Genomic DNA, 15,940 nt, shown 5'->3' with positions numbered 1-15,940 from the left:
ACCATAAGAGTCAAATACACACTTCCCACACCATCATTACCTTAAATAGAGTAAAACATAGGAAAATATTTTCGAGGTTTAAAGCAAGTGAGAATATAGCCGATTATTGGTTAATATAAAATCGTATAAACAATTTAATTTCAAATAGTTAAAAAGTAGTCGTTGTAAAAAGTAGAGTAATTGAAGGTGAAGGAGTTAGATCGAGATTTATTGCAGATAAAATAAAACCGACTTTCGTCGGTTTCTTTTAATGTTACGCGCTTTCGCCATCCGAGCTTTTTTCAGCCTGTATTCGCATATAGATTTCTTCTCTATGTACAGACACTTCTTTTGGGGCATTGACACCAATGCGAACCTGATTTCCTTTAACGCCTAAAACGGTAACAGTCACATCGTCACCAATCATTAACGTTTCCCCAACTCGACGAGTCAAAATTAGCATTCGCTTGCTCCTATCATTCCAAACTTAGGCAGTTTTTAGCCCAATAATAACCAAAATCACAAAATGTGAATTCTATCACACATTTTCGTGTAAACCGAATGCTGAATGTAATGCCCTTACACACAGCTCTAAATACTTTTCTTCTACTACAACAGAAATTTTAATTTCTGAGGTAGAAATTAGTTTTGTTTTAATACCTTCTGCTGCTAAAGCGCTAAACATGTTCGCCGCAACACCTGAGTGAGACTTCATCCCAACTCCAACAACAGAAATCTTAGCAACGTTATTGTCAGCTTGCACACTTTTTGCACCTATTTTTTCAATAAGTTGCGATAATAATGCATTTGTTTCGTCAAAATCGCTGCGATGAACGGTAAAGGTAAAGTCGACTGTACCATCACGCTGAATATTCTGCACGATCATATCCACTTCAATACCCTGCTCAGCTATTGGCGACAAAATATCTGATGCTAAGCTTGCCGATTCACGTATACCGGTAACCGTTAAGATGGCTTCATCACGATTAAACGCTATACCTGACACTAAGGGTTTGTCCACTTTTTCTTCCTCATAAGTAATTAGTGTACCTTCGTCTGGTGAAAAGCTTGAAAGCACCCTTAACCTTACTTTATGGATCCCTGCGTATTCTACGGCGCGAATTTGTAATACTTTAGCACCCAAGCTCGCTAGTTCTAGCATCTCGTCAAACGTAACACGCGACATTCGTCTGGCGTTAGGTTCAATACGCGGATCAGTAGTATATACGCCGTCAACGTCAGTATAGATCTGACATTCGTCAGCTTTTATTGCAGCAGCCACTGCAACTGCCGTGGTATCTGTACCGCCACGACCAAGGGTAGTGATATTTTTTTCCTTATCTCGCCCTTGAAAGCCAGCAATAATAACCACTCTTCCCTGCTCGATTTCTTCTAAGATACGAGCGTGATCGACCGATTTTATTCTTGCTTTGCCAAATCTATTATTGGTTTCAATCCCCACTTGATCAGCCAACAACGAGATTGCCGAATGACCACGACGAACTATCGCCATAGACAATAACGCAGCGGTTACTTGCTCACCAGTTGATATCAGTACATCCAGTTCACGTGAGCTGGGCTTAGTATCAACTTGCTGAGCAAGTTCAATTAGTCGGTTTGTTTCTCCAGCCATTGCAGAAACAACCACCACAACCTGATGGCCTTGTTGGCGGCTGGAAATTATTTGCTCAGCAACTGCTTCGATACGCTCAACTGAACCTACCGAGGTGCCACCAAACTTTTGAACAAGTAATGCCATACAAGCGCGCTAGCTATTACAGCTTTTCGCTTACCCAATCATTTACAGAATCAAGTGCAGCTGGCACTGAATCAGGCTGATTGCCACCAGCTTGTGCCATATCAGGGCGACCGCCGCCTTTTCCACCCACCTGCTGAGCAACCATATTGACTAGTTCACCTGCTTTTACTTGCCCAGTTAAATCTTTAGTCACGCCTGCAATCACACTTACTTTGTCGCCATTTACCGCGGCCAGTACAATAATGGCAGAACCTAACTTGTTTTTAAGGTCGTCGACCATACCACGCAATGACTTAGGATCAGCTTGTTCAAGATTTGCCACTAATAACTTAGTGCCTTTAACGTCAACAACGGCATCCGTTAAGCTTGCTCCAGCTTGGCTGGCTAACTGCGCTTTCAATTTATCGATTTCTTTTTCCATCGACTTAGCGCGGTCTAGATTTTGCTGAACACGCTCTGCCACCGAGAACACGTCACCTTTTACAAGTTGCGCGGTCTGTTCTAACTGTGCAGTTAAACTATCAACAAATTCTAATGCAGCTAAGCCTGAAGCCGCTTCAATTCGGCGTACACCGGCAGCAATACCAGCTTCTGATACAACTTTGAAGAAACCAATATCACCGGTACGTTCTACATGCGTACCACCACACAATTCAATTGAAAAGTCGCCCATACTAATAACACGTACTTCATCATCGTACTTTTCACCAAATAAAGCCATTGCGCCTTTTTCTTTAGCAGCGTCAATATCCATTAGCTCTACTGTTAATTGCTCATTATTTATAATCTGTTGATTAACCAAATGCTCAACTTCTTTTAATTGGTCGTTGGTTACGGCTTCATAATGTGAAAAGTCAAAACGTAAGCGATCTGGACCTACCCATGAACCTTTCTGTGTAACATGCTCGCCTAATACTTGTTGTAATGCAGCATGAAGAAGGTGAGTTGCAGAGTGATTTTTTTTGATTCTTTCGCGGCGTATGTCATCAATTTGTGCAGTTACTTCATCTGATACATTCAATGTACCGACCGCTTTTCCTTTATGAGCAAACGCGTTACCTAATTTAATGGTATCTTCAACAATAAATTCGCCAGATCCAGCGATTAACGAGCCTGTATCACCTATTTGTCCACCTGATTCAGCATAAAATGGCGTTTTATCAAGTACAACTATCCCTTGTTCACCATCATTTAATGCCGTCACAGGAGCACCGTCTTTAAATATCTCTAACACAGAGCTGGTTGTTTTAACGTGCTCATAGCCTTCAAAAGAAGATGCATTATCAGACTTTATCTGTTCGTTATAATCTGTGCCAAAGCTACTCGCTTTTTGTGCGCGCTCGCGCTGCGCTTTCATTTCTGCGTCAAAACCTGCTTGGTCGATCGTTAATTTGCGCTCTCGTGCAATGTCTGCGGTTAAATCTGCAGGAAAGCCATAGGTATCATAGAGTTTAAATACGATATCGCCAGGAATAACATCACCTTCTAACGCGCTAAGATTATCTTCTAAAATCGCTAATCCACGGTCTAAGGTTTTTGCAAATTGTTCTTCTTCAATTCGCAACATTTTTTCAATAACGGCTTGTTGCTTAACTAGCTCAGGATAGGCTTCTCCCATTTGCTCGATCAAAGTAGCAACCAGTTTGTAGAAGAAGTTTTCAGTGGCACCTAATTTATTACCATGGCGAACAGCACGACGGATGATACGGCGTAACACATAACCACGGCCTTCATTAGATGGCATTACACCATCAGCAATTAAGAAGCTACAAGAGCGAATATGATCAGCAATCACGCGAAGCGATTTGTCTTCAAGAGAACTAACACCAATAATCTCGGCGGTAGCTTTAATTAGATTTTGGAATATATCAATTTCATAGTTACTGTGAACATTCTGCATTATTGCCGCAATACGTTCTAGCCCCATACCCGTGTCAACTGAAGGCTTCGGTAATGGTTCCATTGTGCCGTCGGCATGACGGTTAAATTGCATGAAAACCAAGTTCCAAATTTCAATGTAACGGTCACCATCTTCTTCTGGCGTGCCTGGAGGACCACCCCAAATTTCTTCACCGTGGTCAAAAAATATTTCAGTACAAGGGCCACAAGGACCTGTATCACCCATCGACCAGAAGTTATCTTTGGCACCAATGCGTGAAACACGATCAGGTGCAACCCCGATTTCTTTAATCCAGATTTCTGCGGCTTCATCGTCTTCTTCAAATACTGTCACCCACAGCTTTTCTTTAGGCAGCTGTAATACATCGGTTAAAAACTCCCATGCATACTTAATAGCGTCCGTTTTAAAATAATCACCAAAGCTGAAGTTACCCAACATTTCGAAGAAAGTATGATGGCGGGCTGTATAACCAACATTTTCTAAGTCATTATGTTTGCCACCTGCACGAACACAGCGCTGAGAAGAAGTTGCACGCGTATAAGGTCTTTTTTCAGCGCCTAAAAAGACATCTTTAAATGGCACCATACCCGCATTAGTAAATAATAAGGTTGGATCATTGCCTGGAACTAAAGAACTACTATTTACTTTTTGGTGCTGTTTGTTTGCAAAAAACGTTAAAAACGCATTGCGGATCTCAGCTGTGGTCATGGTCATAAGAATTCGAACCTTTTTATTTCTAAAAACTTTTATACTTAATTAATACTAACGCTACTACTAACACCCGCTACGCGGAAAACTAATTACCAAGAAAATGGTGCTTCATCGTTAGTTTGTTCTTGAGCCGCTTGCTCAATTGCATAATTTATTTCATCAAAAGAAAAGCCGCGATATTGTAAATAACGCATACATTTTGCTTTGTCTTTATAATCTGTCACTGAAATACCAGAAAACTTTCTATTATATGCTGTTAAAGCGCTTTGAAACCAGTCTATTTCTGTACAATTTAAACACGTTTCTACAATATTTTTTGGAATGCCTTTTTGTGCCGCATCACGTAAAATTCGCATTTTACCCATACCGCTTGCAACCCTTGCTGCAATAAAGCGTTCGCAATATCGCTCATCGTCAAGCCACCCTTCCTTTATACACGTATCAATGACCGAAGTAACATGGTCGCTTGAAGCACCGCGCTGTAATAACTTGTCAGCTAAGTTCTGTTGAGAATAGTCGCGCTGCGATAGCATCCGCACCGCAGTACTATACACTTTGCTTTGACTATCTAAAGTTGCAGTGCTTTTTTTAAACATTACCCTAAAAACATACCATCGTTGCCATTATTACTATCGTCTTCATCCGAATTTTCACTTTGCTGAACAATCAGCGAGGGAGCAAAAATATTAATAAAAGAAAGATAAAACGAAATCGTTAGAACAGGGATAACGATAATCATCCCGACCATAAGAGTAGGAATAGTTAAGGCGATAAGTAGCATACTGATAATGCTGTACACTGTAAGTGGAATTACATTGCGCCAACAAGCAAAAAAGCTCCCTTTAAAAATTTCTGGTAAACTTTTTTCTTTAGTAAATACAGCAATTGGCACAGCATAAGCGAATAGCATCATATATATCGCAGACACCACTACCACTAACACTATTTGACCAAAGTCAGGCTTAGCACCCTGCTGCAATGTTTCAAGAATAGGACTCAATGCAATTGAAAATAATGCAGATAGTAATAAGGAAACCACAGCTAACCGGAATAACGTAAGTTTATTTGGTAAGTGTTTTATTGCCGAAAAAAACTGCTCAAAACGAATATGATGGCCTTGACGTGCATGTTCGATAACAACGTAATAAGCCGCCGTAATAAAAGGGTTAGCAAACATAATCAATAATCCAAGTATTGGATGAAGTTGACCTGCAATAAAGAGTGATGATGTAAAAATGCTGATTGCAATAAAGCTAGCGGGTTTAATTTTTAAAATTTCCCATGCATGCTTTATCCATAAGCCACCATTTTTAGCTTTAAGAGATAAGGTATTTAGCGCCATTTTGTTTTCTATAGAAGACTGAATAAATTAAATTGGCGACATAATATAAGAATTAACAACAATAGTCAGTTATTGCGGTTACTTTGCAGGGTATTTTTAAGAAGAATATTGCACTTGGCGCTACCATTTTTGCCAAATCAGCAGAAAATTATTCGCTGGCATTTCAATTCTCTCTTGTAATTGCAGTTCAGTGCCTGCCCACTTTTCAAGTTCAGCGATATCCCTTATACCACCATACCCTTGCTGCAATAAACGTTGATTAAATGCGACATTTGATGCTGTGGTACAGCGACCGTTCATTTTAAAAGGGCCATATTGCGCAAATATTCCATCTACGGGTAGGTTTTTAGATATTTCTGACATCATGATTGCTACCTCGTTTGCTTGCATAATATGTGCGGTATTCGCTGAATACACGGCATCTACAGCTAAGGGCCATTCATCAAGTGCCGCATTATATTCAATCGGGTCAATGATATTAGACAGCGCAGCTTCACTAATCCACGCTGCAATCCCTGATAAATTATTTAATAGATCACTTGGACACCACACTAAATGTGATAACCCACGCGCAAGATGTACAGCGTGCTGCCCAGTGCCCGAACCTATCTCCAGTACTGTTGCACGGGTAGCAAAATACTGTGTTAACTGCTGAAGAATAGGTTCTTGGTTATTCTCTGCTGCTTGGCTAAATCGTTTAGTCACCGTGTTAACTCACTTCTTCCCTATTTATATCTCAATTTAGTGTAACGAGCATCTCCCAATAATTGAAGTTTCGTTACCAAGGCTTACGTGGATTAGATCCAAAATTTACAAACATCTGTAAATATTACAGAGGCGGTACGTATTGAAACCATCACAAAACGACACAACGTATTGATTTTAAATAATTTAATAAATTGGCACGCATGTTGTAACCATTGAATCACAAATATTAAAAACCTTCCTCCGGCTTTCGGTTGAAGTGGCAAAAACAACATGGAGCATCATTATGAACAAACTATTACTTACTACAGCAATCGCGGCAGTGTTAACTATTCCAGCTTGTGCAAACCATGTAGACAAAATCGACAGTGACTTCGCTAGCCTTGATAATGACAACGATGGTTTAATTTCTAAGGTTGAAGCTGATGATGACAATATTTGGGAGCACTTCTCAAATATTGATACCGACTTAGATGGCAACATCAGTCGTGTAGAATATGACACGTATATGAAATTAAACACTGGCCGAGTTGCTGAAGATTCAGAGATCACTGAGTCAGCATTTAAAGCAGAAATTAAGAAATTCGATCGTATCGAAAATAGTTTTGCAGCATTAGATAATGATAGCAGCGGTTATATTTCAATTGAAGAAGCCGATGACGATGATATTTCTAACCACTTTGGTTATATAGATACCAATAATGACCGTCGCGTTAGCCAATATGAATTTACTAGTTACATCAATAAGTATGGTAAAGATGTAGCTGAAGATGAAGCGTTAACAACCGTTAAAAACAAATAAAAACCAGTATTTTTCATCTGTAAAAAAGGCGTTAGTCCCATGACTAACGCCTTTTTGTATTTATTATTAGCTCTTAATTAACCCTAAAACAAATTAATTACATTTCGCGTTTAGAGCGCTTATCATCATGATCAGATTCCATTGTGATCAAGTCAAAATGATTTAATTCTGGTATTTCTGTTTGTAATTTAAACTCTAAATGATCTAGTTTTTTCACTTTTTCACAGAAAGCATCAGCACGAACTTCTAAAGACTCTGCTCTATGCTCAATCATCTGTTCCATGTCTTCACCCATTTTTTCCATGCGTTGTTCAAACTCAGATAAATCACCACCATTCATAACCAGCTCCTGCCCTACATGAATTAATAATGTTCCCATTGCACTTTTCACCGCACTTTCAAGGCTTTCTTCAATTTTCCTTTCAAATTCAGGGCCAAATATTTGATTATCTTTATAGTCTGAGTGCTTAAGTACAACAGTATCTGAGTCTAGAAAATGAGATGAAATCGTTGTTTTCACATTATGCAATTGACCGTTCATCTCGCCTATTGCGTCATGCCCCTCGCCTAAAACAGCTCCTAAAGCTTTATTCACTGCATCCATTGCTAATTCTACTCCGTCGATTGCTATATAAGCCATTTCAGGAATGGACTGTCGCACACCTTGTGCGTATTCCGACACCAATGATTGTTGGTGCGAGTTAAGTTGGACATATTTTCCATCTACCATTAATGACTGGTCGCTAGCAAATACAACTTTGTGCCTAGCATCACTGACCTCAACAGCACCTTGATTTATCTTCAAGTCTTGCTGAATATTAATATTACACTCTTGATGCGCCGCAACATAACTCGTCATCATCAGCGATGATGCAACCAGAATAGACTTATGAACTGAGTTAAATTTAGTTAATGCTTTCACGATAGGTTCCTTTTTCTACTTTTAGTCAGCCTTAGGGCTTTTTATTCTTCACTCTATGTAGATTTTACAGCAACCATTAGGCCAATTTAATTTGCCTTTAAATATCAATAGGTTATAAAGTTAATTTATAATACTCGATTTCAGTGGATAAACAAAGTAGTCAAATTTACTATTTTTTAGTTAACTTATTATCATGGATGAATAAAAGCATTTAGTTTATTCGCTCACAATCGGCTTTAACTCCACCGAGTTACCATCAGGATCTTTAATATAAATTGAGTCACTATAGCCAAATGCGCCATACCTTCTGCCAATTTCTCCGACGTCCACCTGCTGTGTCTTCAAGTACTGAGTTAGTGCATCTATATTAGTGCCACTTATCGTAAGACAAAAATGATCAAGGTTATTGCCTGTGTCGCCAGGTGCTTCACCGCCTATTTTACCTAGCTTGCTATTCACGCCCACAATATCAATTAACGCACTACCTGCGCGTAATTGGGTTAAACCAGATGTCGCTTGATGATCTCGCTCTACAGTTGCACATAGCACGTCACAATAAAAACGAATTAGTTGCTGTGGATTGGCAGTTCGAAGCACTAGGTGATCAAGCGCAACTAATTGGAAGGGTGTTGCCATATTGATTCCTTTTGTGATGAAACCCACCTGTTTTAGTCTTCTAAAGTGACTAAAGCAAGTGGGTGAATGGATAAACTAACGCTATAAAAGCTGACAGTAGGAGATATTAGCCTAGCCCGGCTAACAATACGAGAAGATGTATGAATATAGCAATACTGATGAAACCAAGCGCTAACACATCGCTTTTAATACACACCCCATTAGCCGTTTGCACTCCAACTAACATTGACGCAACAGCACTAATGGTTAACAACACGGCCGATGAAGGAAGTGTTAAGTAAAGTGCAAAATAAACTGAAGCGAGTGATGTGGTTATTGACAATAATAACCACGCATACACTTTCAGCCTAAAACTAAACTCTTTTTTATTTTGAGTATGATTACTCTCTAATGCTGGGCTGTGTAACGCCGTACTTTCCAGATTAGATGTGTGGTTGACCAATTCCATAGTGATACACTTATATTACATAACTCATTGGAGTTTATGATACGGTAAAATTTATGTAAACAAATTAATCTAATTACCATAAAGTTTTTTAATTCATATGTTTACAGGCGCTACATAATGTCAATTTTAAACGTGATAAGCCCTGAATATCAGCTACTTATTACTTGTTGAATGCAATGCAATACGATTTCCCTCAGAGTCTTTAATTATTGCTCTACATCCATACGGCCCAATATCATGAATTGGATCAATGACTTGCCCACCTTGTTCCTCGACTTGCTCTAATGCGTCTTTAATACGACCATCCACATTTAAATAAATAAGCACTCCAAGTTGATCTGTGACTTCATTTTCATGTGGTATTAGGCAACCTCCATTTCCTTCATTATGATCTAACACCCCAAACGTAAAACCATCATGGGTTTCAGTCGTTACCTTTACCGCTAATACTTTTGCATAAAACTGCTGGGCACGTTTTAAATCTTGAACAGGTATATCAAACCACACGCATCGGTTGTGCGTAGAATTTAAATCACTCATAGTAAATCCCTCTTAATTAAACTCATTTAAATGTATACCAGTCTGTCAGTATTGCAAAAAAAAACCGCTGTAAAATTATTAACAGCGGCTTTTTAATTCAAAGACTTACAAACGTAAGTTTGTTTGGAAGAGGTAGCTACATACTATAAGCAATACCGACATATATTTGTCTGTCTTGCGTGTTATAACCAAATGCAGTTTCGTAATCTTCATCAAATAAGTTTGATACTTTCGACTTCAACTGCCATTGCTGATTGATTCGATAATCAGCAGCTAAGTTTACTAAATGATAACTATCAAGCTCTTCTGGCCCCATGAATGTTGCATCATCTCGATCACCTCGAAACTGATACTCTGCAATCAGGTTTACTTCATCAAATTGCTTAGTGAAGGAGTAATTAACAAGCTCTTTTGCTCTTCTAATTAATTGTTTACCCGTTGATTTATCTTCAGTGTCAATATAACTCATGTTGAGATGGTGTAATCCGCCCAACCCTTCAAACTGTGCAGATATCTCCAAGCCTAATATCTCAACTTGATTAACATTTTGCGGGCGCCAAGTACCACCAGCATCAGGCTGCCATTGAATAAGGTTTTCAACATCATAGTGATAAATACTAAAGTCGAGCTGAACATCGTTCACGTCTGTTTTCATTAACAACTCAACCGTGTCAGACGACTCTGGTTTTAGCGCGAGAAAGTCTGTCGAACCAGCTTCTACAGGCCAAAATAGGTCATTGAATGTTGGTGCTTTAAACGCTGAACCAAGATTTAAACTAATTAATGCATTATCCGTAATTTCGTAACCAAAGCTTGCATTATACGTTGTTTCAGAATCAACAAACTCAATATCGTCGTAGCGCACTGCCATTTCAAGAATAAATGAGTTTAATTGATAGCTTGATTGCGCAAACACGGCAGATACATCGCGCTCAGTTTTAATATAACTGACACCACTACTGATTTTTTCTTGGTAGTAATCCGCACCAACATTAAGTTGCCACTCATCAGATAATTGACTGTAATTTAATACTGACACTTCATTACGGCGAGATTCGAAAACACTGCCTTGGCCTTTTAGCGTTCCGTTACCAAAGTTTTCTCCTGAGTCACGGCTCTGTCCGATTGAGAACGACAATACATTATCGGTAAGCCAATTATATTGCGCGCCTAAGCGCCATGCATGATTATCAATTTCCGTCTCATTTTCGCCCCAGCTGTTGTCATACTCATTTTCACCTGTGTAAGCATTAGCTAGCCAGTTAACTGACAATGCTTTATTAATATTTTGCGCACCGTTTACTGATACAGAGGTAAATTTGTAGCCATCATCATCAGGCTCTTGGCCTTTTGTTACGTCAAAACCGTCGCTACTTTCACGTGCAACCGTAAAACTGGTTTTACCGTCGCCATGGGCAACACCTAAATTGGCATTGTACGCTTGATAATTATCAGTACCTGCTGTCGCACCAATATTAACTTCGTGCTCATTCGCTTTGCGGGTAAAAATTTGAATAACACCACCTATGGCATCAGATCCCCACAATGCCGCACGCGGGCCTTTTACAATTTCAATACGCTCTATCGTTTCTGGCGAAATACCTTGCAGGTTTGCTAACCCTAGCGTTGCCGAGCTAATTCGAACACCATCTAATACCACTAGCGTGTGGTTTGCATTCGTTCCACGTAAAAAAATAGATTGATTTTGCCCTCTGCCACCTTGGCTAGAAATATCCACTCCTGGCACAGACGATAATACATCCGTGATCGATTCAGGCTGTAATAACGCTATATCTTCACGAGTGATAACCACTTGTGACGTTAGCGCATTACTTAATGGCTTCGGTGTACGAGACGCTGTAACCGTTATCGTTTCCATATTATTAACTGCTTGCGGCACTGCTTCTGCCGCAACGTTAGAAGCAAATAATGTACTGCTAACCGCTAATGCTAAAGATGAAAAACTAAATAGGCTTGATGGAGTTAAACGTGTTTTTTTTGTGCTTTTATAATTCATAATACCTCATCCTATGATGCCCACCGCATCACTTGTGGCAATGCCACTATGGTTATAACTGCTATTGAGTTCCGGACTTTTATTTTCACCGTTGCGGGGGCAGTGTTGAATTTGCATCAACTTCCTCGCGAGCAGCCAAGAATGGTTAATCAGTTTAGTAACATTACTGCTGTTGATTAACCGCGTTTATTGTTTTGCGTACGTTATCAATTTGCTGACACATATCTGCTAAGCCATCCAACATACGAAAACTAAATCTATGTAATAAATCTGCATTAACACTAATAAAGCGCTGATGTTTTACCGCAGGAATTTCAGGCCATTGCTGCCAATTAATTGTGGGCTGCGGTTTATCCGTACGTTCATCAGGAATAATAATTAACTGCGGTTGCGCTAGCATGACATTCTCGATACTAATTTGTGGGTAGTCGGCAGTATTCTGCGCAAACACATTACTTGCACCACAACGCTGCATTAATTGATGTATCCAAGTGTTGCGATTAATAGTCATCATTGGCTCTGACCACAACTGATAAAAGCTAGGTAACGATTGTTTAGACTCGTAATCACGGGTAATCTGATTTAACAAGGTTAAATATGCTTTGGCCTTTTGAGTAGCCTCAACCTGATGCCCAGTTAACTTGCCCAGCATGTTAAATTCATTGGCTATGTCGGTCAGTTGCTTTGGTTGGCTAAACACAACCTTGATGCCAAATTGCTGTAATTTAGCAATATCACTATCTTGATTACCTGTTTTCCAAGCAATCACCAGATCAGGCTGTAAGGCAATGATTTTTTCTATCTGCACACCGTAAAAGCCACCAACTTTAGGAATACTTAAAGCCTGCTCAGGAAAATCAGCATAATCCACAGTAGCGACAATATGATCGCCCGCGCCAATTTCAAACAGCATTTCTACAATGTGTGGAGACAAGGCAACAATACGCTGCTTATGCTCATGCTCAGTTAGCTCTGAAGCATTAACATCATTGAAAGGTATACATACACTGATAACTAAAGCGAGCAAAGTACTCAGTACGGAGTATTTCAGCATATTAATAGTCGAAACCTTCCAGCGCTTTAATGCCGTTATCAAACGCATGTTTTACATTACGAACTTCGCTTACTGTATCTGCTAAATCCGTTAACTTTCTGTGAGCAGCACGACCTGTCACAATCACTGACTGCATACTAGGACGATTTGCTATCGCTGTAAGCACCTCATCTAAGTCAATATATTCGTAGGTCACCATATACGTTAATTCATCTAACAGTACGACATCAATAGCGTCATCCGCTAACCATTTTTTTGCTTGCTGCCACGCTTCTTGAGCCGCTTGCGTGTCGGTTTCACGGTTTTGTGTTTCCCACGTAAAGCCTGTTTTCATGACGGCAAACGGCACACCAGACTTTTCTAATAAGTTACGCTCGCCACATTCCCACATCCCCTTAATAAACTGCACAACTGCCGCTTTTTTTCCATGGCCTACACAACGAGTGACAACGCCAAAACCTGACGTAGACTTGCCCTTACCATTACCTGTAATAACTTGGAAAATGCCTTTTTCTATTTGAGATGATTCAACATGAGCATCTACCTTTTCTTTTAATTTTTGTTGTCTTTCTTGATGCTTATCTTGTTTTTTGGAATCCGTCATACTAATGCCCTGTAATTTTTATACTTGATTTATATTGTTTTTATTAAAGTTGAGCAATAAATTGTCTTACTCTGCACGCTTTCGATACAGTAATGCTAAAAAGAAAATACTGCCTGTTGCGGCTGTTATAATACCCACAGGTAGCTCTTGATTATTCAATAATGTGCGCGACAATACATCTACCCATACCATAAATACACCGCCAACTAGTGCCGTCATTAACATTCCCTGTGCAGAACCCTGCGAAATAAAAAAGCGCACAATATGTGGGATCATGAGTCCTACAAAACCAATACCACCACAAATGGATACCAAGGTTGCCGTAATTAATGAGCTTAATACCAGCATCACAATACGAAATTGTTTAACATTTATCCCTAAGGTAATTGCACTTTCGTCTCCTAGTAACAAGGCATTTAGCTGTCTTCGGCTCGCTACCATAAATACCAAGCAAGCCACCACCACAAGCGTAGGAAACACTAATCCAGACCAGTCAGCACGACTAAAACTGCCCAATGTCCAAAACAAAATAGCAGTTACCGCTTGTGGCTCTGTCCAATACAACAATAAGCTTGTTAGCGCACTAAACAAAAAAGAAAGTGCGACCCCCGCCAGCAGCATAATCTCTACCTGATAGTTTGCATGCCTACTGGTAATTGCTATCAATAAAAACATAGCCCCCAAACTACCAGCGAATGCCGCTATTGAAATAGCGCCTCCCGCACTACTGCCGATTAACGCAATTGTAATCACTACGCCTAATGAAGCTCCGGACGAAATACCAAATAAATAAGGATCTGCTAATGGATTTCGCGTTACCGTTTGTAAAATAAGTCCAGCTATAGCTAACCCAGCCCCCGCCAGAAACGCTAATAATGTTCGCGGTAAGCGTAAATCCCACACAATACGCTCGTAGAATGCCAAGGGTTTGTCGGTCACGGCTTGGTTAACAAAGGTTTCAAGTACTTGTTGAAAGGGGATAGTTACTGCACCCAAACACAGTGCCATTAATACGCTGAGCAACGCAAACCCAATAACCAAACCCAACGCTGGCAAATGTGCCGACCGATTCACCATAGCAGCACTAAACATGCCCGCCTCCTTGTGAAGGCGCTGATTGCATTGGGTAATTGTAAAAATAAGTGATATGCGGTGCGTGGTGCTGCGGATGCTGTGATACCTCGGCACAAACGCCAAAAACCGTTGAAAGCATGTCAGACGTGATCACCTCTATCGGTTTACCTTGAGCAACTAATGCTCCGTCTTTCATTACTAATAAATTATCACACATCGCCGAGGCCAAGTTTAAGTCATGAAATGACGCAATGACGGTGATACCTAAGGATTTCGCCAACTCCATAATTTGTATTTGATACTTCACATCAAGGTGACTTGTGGGTTCATCCATAATTAAGAGTTGCGGCGACTGTAAAATTGCACGAGCGATTAATGCCCTCTGCTTTTCTCCACCAGAAAGGTGTTCAAATAATTGCTCCACCTTGTGGTGCAACCCAACTTGTTCGATAGCGCTGTTAATCTGCTGCAAATCATGTTTTGACACTCTACTAAACATGCTTTTATGCGGAATTAACCCTAATCCCACTACATCAAATACGGTTAAATTAAATTGTGAAGGGGTTTCTTGCAGTACAACGGCAACTTGTTTGGCATAGTCAGTTGCAGACCAGTGTGATAAAGATTTGTTGTTAAAAGAAATATCACCTGAAGCAGGTTGATGAAAGCGATACAAACAACGCAATAAACTCGACTTTCCCGCGCCATTAGGCCCGACTAAGCCAGTAAAACTGCCTGTTGCGATAGTAAACGTAATACCGTTGAGCACTTGCTTTTTACCAGCGAACCAACATAGCTGGTCGACACTCAATATAGCGCAAGAAGAATTAGCAGAAGATATTGTATTCATCAAACTATCTTAGCCAGTTTATTTTTTAGCACAGTAAGTTATACCTATTGCTCGTTTTAATCATTAAACACGCTATAAGATGCGCACGTAAAACGGACAAAGATGTATTACTCACGCCTAAACTTTAGCATGCATACTTTGTGCATTTTCAAGCCAAAATAAATTAGTAGTAATAGATCTTAAACCGCCGAGTAGCCCGCTCGAACATTTAAGTAACGTTTACACGCCCTTGAAGGCTTTAAACTATCTGCTGGTATCCTGACTTACAGCTTCTCGGCGTATTCCTTCCCAGCAATTGCCAGTGGTTCTTAATAACATAATGATTAATACGCTGCTCTGTATACAGTTGCGGGTACAGTTGTGGCCTTTCACCACATTCCCAGCGCCAATTAATTTGGCATCAACAGTTTATGCTGCGAATTATCGACTTATCCGTACAAATAGCAAGCGCTATACGCACTTTCATCCTCTGACCAGTTAAAAAAATAAATTTTTTTTGATTTCTATGTCAACCAAACCGTAACTGCCTCGTTTGAACTATTGAATACACCAACATACTCGATGTTTTTGAAAGCGCGCCAACATGAAGTCAGCCGC

16 protein-coding genes and 2 riboswitches are annotated in these 15,940 nt (G+C 39.9%); of the genes, 1 reads left to right on the top strand and 15 read right to left on the bottom strand.

Going from position 1 to position 15,940, the window contains the following annotated elements; all coding sequences use genetic code 11:
- Positions 1 to 253: 253 nt before the first annotated feature.
- From csrA to HUU81_RS04120, 6 genes are all read right to left on the bottom strand, one after another.
- Complete coding sequence (gene csrA, locus HUU81_RS04145) at positions 254 to 442, bottom strand: carbon storage regulator CsrA (protein ID WP_199611007.1); 189 nt, start codon at positions 440 to 442, stop codon at positions 254 to 256.
- A 75-nt stretch (positions 443 to 517) separates the two neighbouring features.
- The gene (locus HUU81_RS04140; protein ID WP_199611006.1) at positions 518 to 1,738 is read right to left on the bottom strand and encodes an aspartate kinase; all 1,221 of its coding nucleotides are present in this window, start codon (positions 1,736 to 1,738) and stop codon (positions 518 to 520) included.
- 16 nt (positions 1,739 to 1,754) lie between these two features.
- Entirely contained in the window at positions 1,755 to 4,352 is a 2,598-nt protein-coding gene (gene alaS / locus HUU81_RS04135; protein WP_199611005.1) for an alanine--tRNA ligase, read from the bottom strand.
- Between the two features lie 86 nt (positions 4,353 to 4,438).
- Positions 4,439 to 4,945 carry a regulatory protein RecX gene (locus HUU81_RS04130; protein WP_199611004.1) on the bottom strand — a complete coding sequence of 169 codons (507 nt, stop codon included), beginning with the start codon at positions 4,943 to 4,945 and terminating at the stop codon, positions 4,439 to 4,441.
- Positions 4,945 to 5,691, bottom strand: a complete 747-nt coding sequence (locus HUU81_RS04125) for a hypothetical protein (protein ID WP_199611003.1) — start codon at positions 5,689 to 5,691, stop codon at positions 4,945 to 4,947. Before HUU81_RS04125 ends, HUU81_RS04130 begins: the two co-directional genes overlap by 1 nt.
- 120 nt (positions 5,692 to 5,811) lie before the next feature.
- Positions 5,812 to 6,396, bottom strand: coding sequence for a DUF938 domain-containing protein (locus HUU81_RS04120; protein ID WP_199611002.1), 585 nt, complete (start codon positions 6,394 to 6,396; stop codon positions 5,812 to 5,814).
- 286 nt (positions 6,397 to 6,682) lie between these two features.
- Between HUU81_RS04120 and HUU81_RS04115 the strand changes: the two genes are divergently transcribed.
- Positions 6,683 to 7,198: an EF-hand domain-containing protein gene (locus HUU81_RS04115; RefSeq protein ID WP_199611001.1), complete on the top strand. Its 516-nt coding sequence runs from the start codon at positions 6,683 to 6,685 to the stop codon at positions 7,196 to 7,198.
- Between the two features lie 97 nt (positions 7,199 to 7,295).
- Here the strand turns inward: HUU81_RS04115 and HUU81_RS04110 are convergent, their stop codons facing one another.
- The 9 genes from HUU81_RS04110 to HUU81_RS04070 all read right to left on the bottom strand — a co-directional run bounded on the left by HUU81_RS04110 (position 7,296) and on the right by HUU81_RS04070 (position 15,343).
- Positions 7,296 to 8,120 (bottom strand): DUF2884 family protein, encoded by an 825-nt coding sequence (locus HUU81_RS04110; RefSeq protein ID WP_199611000.1) that lies wholly within the window; start codon positions 8,118 to 8,120, stop codon positions 7,296 to 7,298.
- A gap of 216 nt (positions 8,121 to 8,336) precedes the next feature.
- On the bottom strand, positions 8,337 to 8,756 hold the full coding sequence (locus tag HUU81_RS04105) for a VOC family protein (protein ID WP_199610999.1): 420 nt from the start codon (positions 8,754 to 8,756) through the stop codon (positions 8,337 to 8,339).
- Between the two features lie 106 nt (positions 8,757 to 8,862).
- Complete coding sequence (locus HUU81_RS04100) at positions 8,863 to 9,204, bottom strand: hypothetical protein (protein ID WP_199610998.1); 342 nt, start codon at positions 9,202 to 9,204, stop codon at positions 8,863 to 8,865.
- A 153-nt stretch (positions 9,205 to 9,357) separates the two neighbouring features.
- Positions 9,358 to 9,744, bottom strand: a complete 387-nt coding sequence (locus tag HUU81_RS04095; protein ID WP_199610997.1) for a VOC family protein — start codon at positions 9,742 to 9,744, stop codon at positions 9,358 to 9,360.
- Positions 9,745 to 9,880: 136 nt separating this feature from the next.
- Positions 9,881 to 11,761 carry a TonB-dependent receptor domain-containing protein gene (locus tag HUU81_RS04090; protein ID WP_199610996.1) on the bottom strand — a complete coding sequence of 627 codons (1,881 nt, stop codon included), beginning with the start codon at positions 11,759 to 11,761 and terminating at the stop codon, positions 9,881 to 9,883.
- 66 nt (positions 11,762 to 11,827) lie between these two features.
- A riboswitch (cobalamin riboswitch) is annotated at positions 11,828 to 11,888 on the bottom strand.
- Positions 11,889 to 11,924: 36 nt separating this feature from the next.
- Entirely contained in the window at positions 11,925 to 12,815 is an 891-nt protein-coding gene (locus HUU81_RS04085; RefSeq protein ID WP_199610995.1) for a cobalamin-binding protein, read from the bottom strand.
- 1 nt (position 12,816) lies between these two features.
- Positions 12,817 to 13,419 carry a cob(I)yrinic acid a,c-diamide adenosyltransferase gene (cobO, locus tag HUU81_RS04080; protein ID WP_199610994.1) on the bottom strand — a complete coding sequence of 201 codons (603 nt, stop codon included), beginning with the start codon at positions 13,417 to 13,419 and terminating at the stop codon, positions 12,817 to 12,819.
- A gap of 66 nt (positions 13,420 to 13,485) precedes the next feature.
- Positions 13,486 to 14,511 carry a FecCD family ABC transporter permease gene (locus HUU81_RS04075; protein WP_233520568.1) on the bottom strand — a complete coding sequence of 342 codons (1,026 nt, stop codon included), beginning with the start codon at positions 14,509 to 14,511 and terminating at the stop codon, positions 13,486 to 13,488.
- Positions 14,504 to 15,343, bottom strand: coding sequence for an ABC transporter ATP-binding protein (locus tag HUU81_RS04070; protein ID WP_199610993.1), 840 nt, complete (start codon positions 15,341 to 15,343; stop codon positions 14,504 to 14,506). Before HUU81_RS04070 ends, HUU81_RS04075 begins: the two co-directional genes overlap by 8 nt.
- Positions 15,344 to 15,574: 231 nt before the next feature.
- A riboswitch (cobalamin riboswitch) is annotated at positions 15,575 to 15,763 on the bottom strand.
- Positions 15,764 to 15,940 lie beyond the last annotated feature (177 nt).

The sequence above is a fragment of the Flocculibacter collagenilyticus genome, assembly GCF_016469335.1.
GTDB classification, from domain to species: Bacteria; Pseudomonadota; Gammaproteobacteria; order Enterobacterales; family Alteromonadaceae; genus Flocculibacter; species Flocculibacter collagenilyticus.
This window is presented reverse-complemented; position numbering and strand designations above follow the sequence as displayed.

Excerpts from the sequence above, each read along its gene's own strand:
- csrA (WP_199611007.1), bottom strand. The coding sequence starts at position 442 with ATGCTAATTTTGACTCGTCGAGTTGGGGAAACGTTAATGATTGGTGAC.
- HUU81_RS04140 (WP_199611006.1), bottom strand. The coding sequence starts at position 1,738 with ATGGCATTACTTGTTCAAAAGTTTGGTGGCACCTCGGTAGGTTCAGTT.
- alaS (WP_199611005.1), bottom strand. The coding sequence starts at position 4,352 with ATGACCATGACCACAGCTGAGATCCGCAATGCGTTTTTAACGTTTTTT.
- HUU81_RS04130 (WP_199611004.1), bottom strand. The coding sequence starts at position 4,945 with ATGTTTAAAAAAAGCACTGCAACTTTAGATAGTCAAAGCAAAGTGTAT.
- HUU81_RS04125 (WP_199611003.1), bottom strand. The coding sequence starts at position 5,691 with ATGGCGCTAAATACCTTATCTCTTAAAGCTAAAAATGGTGGCTTATGG.
- HUU81_RS04115 (WP_199611001.1), top strand. The coding sequence starts at position 6,683 with ATGAACAAACTATTACTTACTACAGCAATCGCGGCAGTGTTAACTATT.
- HUU81_RS04105 (WP_199610999.1), bottom strand. The coding sequence starts at position 8,756 with ATGGCAACACCCTTCCAATTAGTTGCGCTTGATCACCTAGTGCTTCGA.
- HUU81_RS04100 (WP_199610998.1), bottom strand. The coding sequence starts at position 9,204 with ATGGAATTGGTCAACCACACATCTAATCTGGAAAGTACGGCGTTACAC.
- HUU81_RS04095 (WP_199610997.1), bottom strand. The coding sequence starts at position 9,744 with ATGAGTGATTTAAATTCTACGCACAACCGATGCGTGTGGTTTGATATA.
- HUU81_RS04090 (WP_199610996.1), bottom strand. The coding sequence starts at position 11,761 with ATGAATTATAAAAGCACAAAAAAAACACGTTTAACTCCATCAAGCCTA.
- HUU81_RS04085 (WP_199610995.1), bottom strand. The coding sequence starts at position 12,815 with ATGCTGAAATACTCCGTACTGAGTACTTTGCTCGCTTTAGTTATCAGT.
- cobO (WP_199610994.1), bottom strand. The coding sequence starts at position 13,419 with ATGACGGATTCCAAAAAACAAGATAAGCATCAAGAAAGACAACAAAAA.
- HUU81_RS04075 (WP_233520568.1), bottom strand. The coding sequence starts at position 14,511 with ATGTTTAGTGCTGCTATGGTGAATCGGTCGGCACATTTGCCAGCGTTG.
- HUU81_RS04070 (WP_199610993.1), bottom strand. The coding sequence starts at position 15,343 with ATGAATACAATATCTTCTGCTAATTCTTCTTGCGCTATATTGAGTGTC.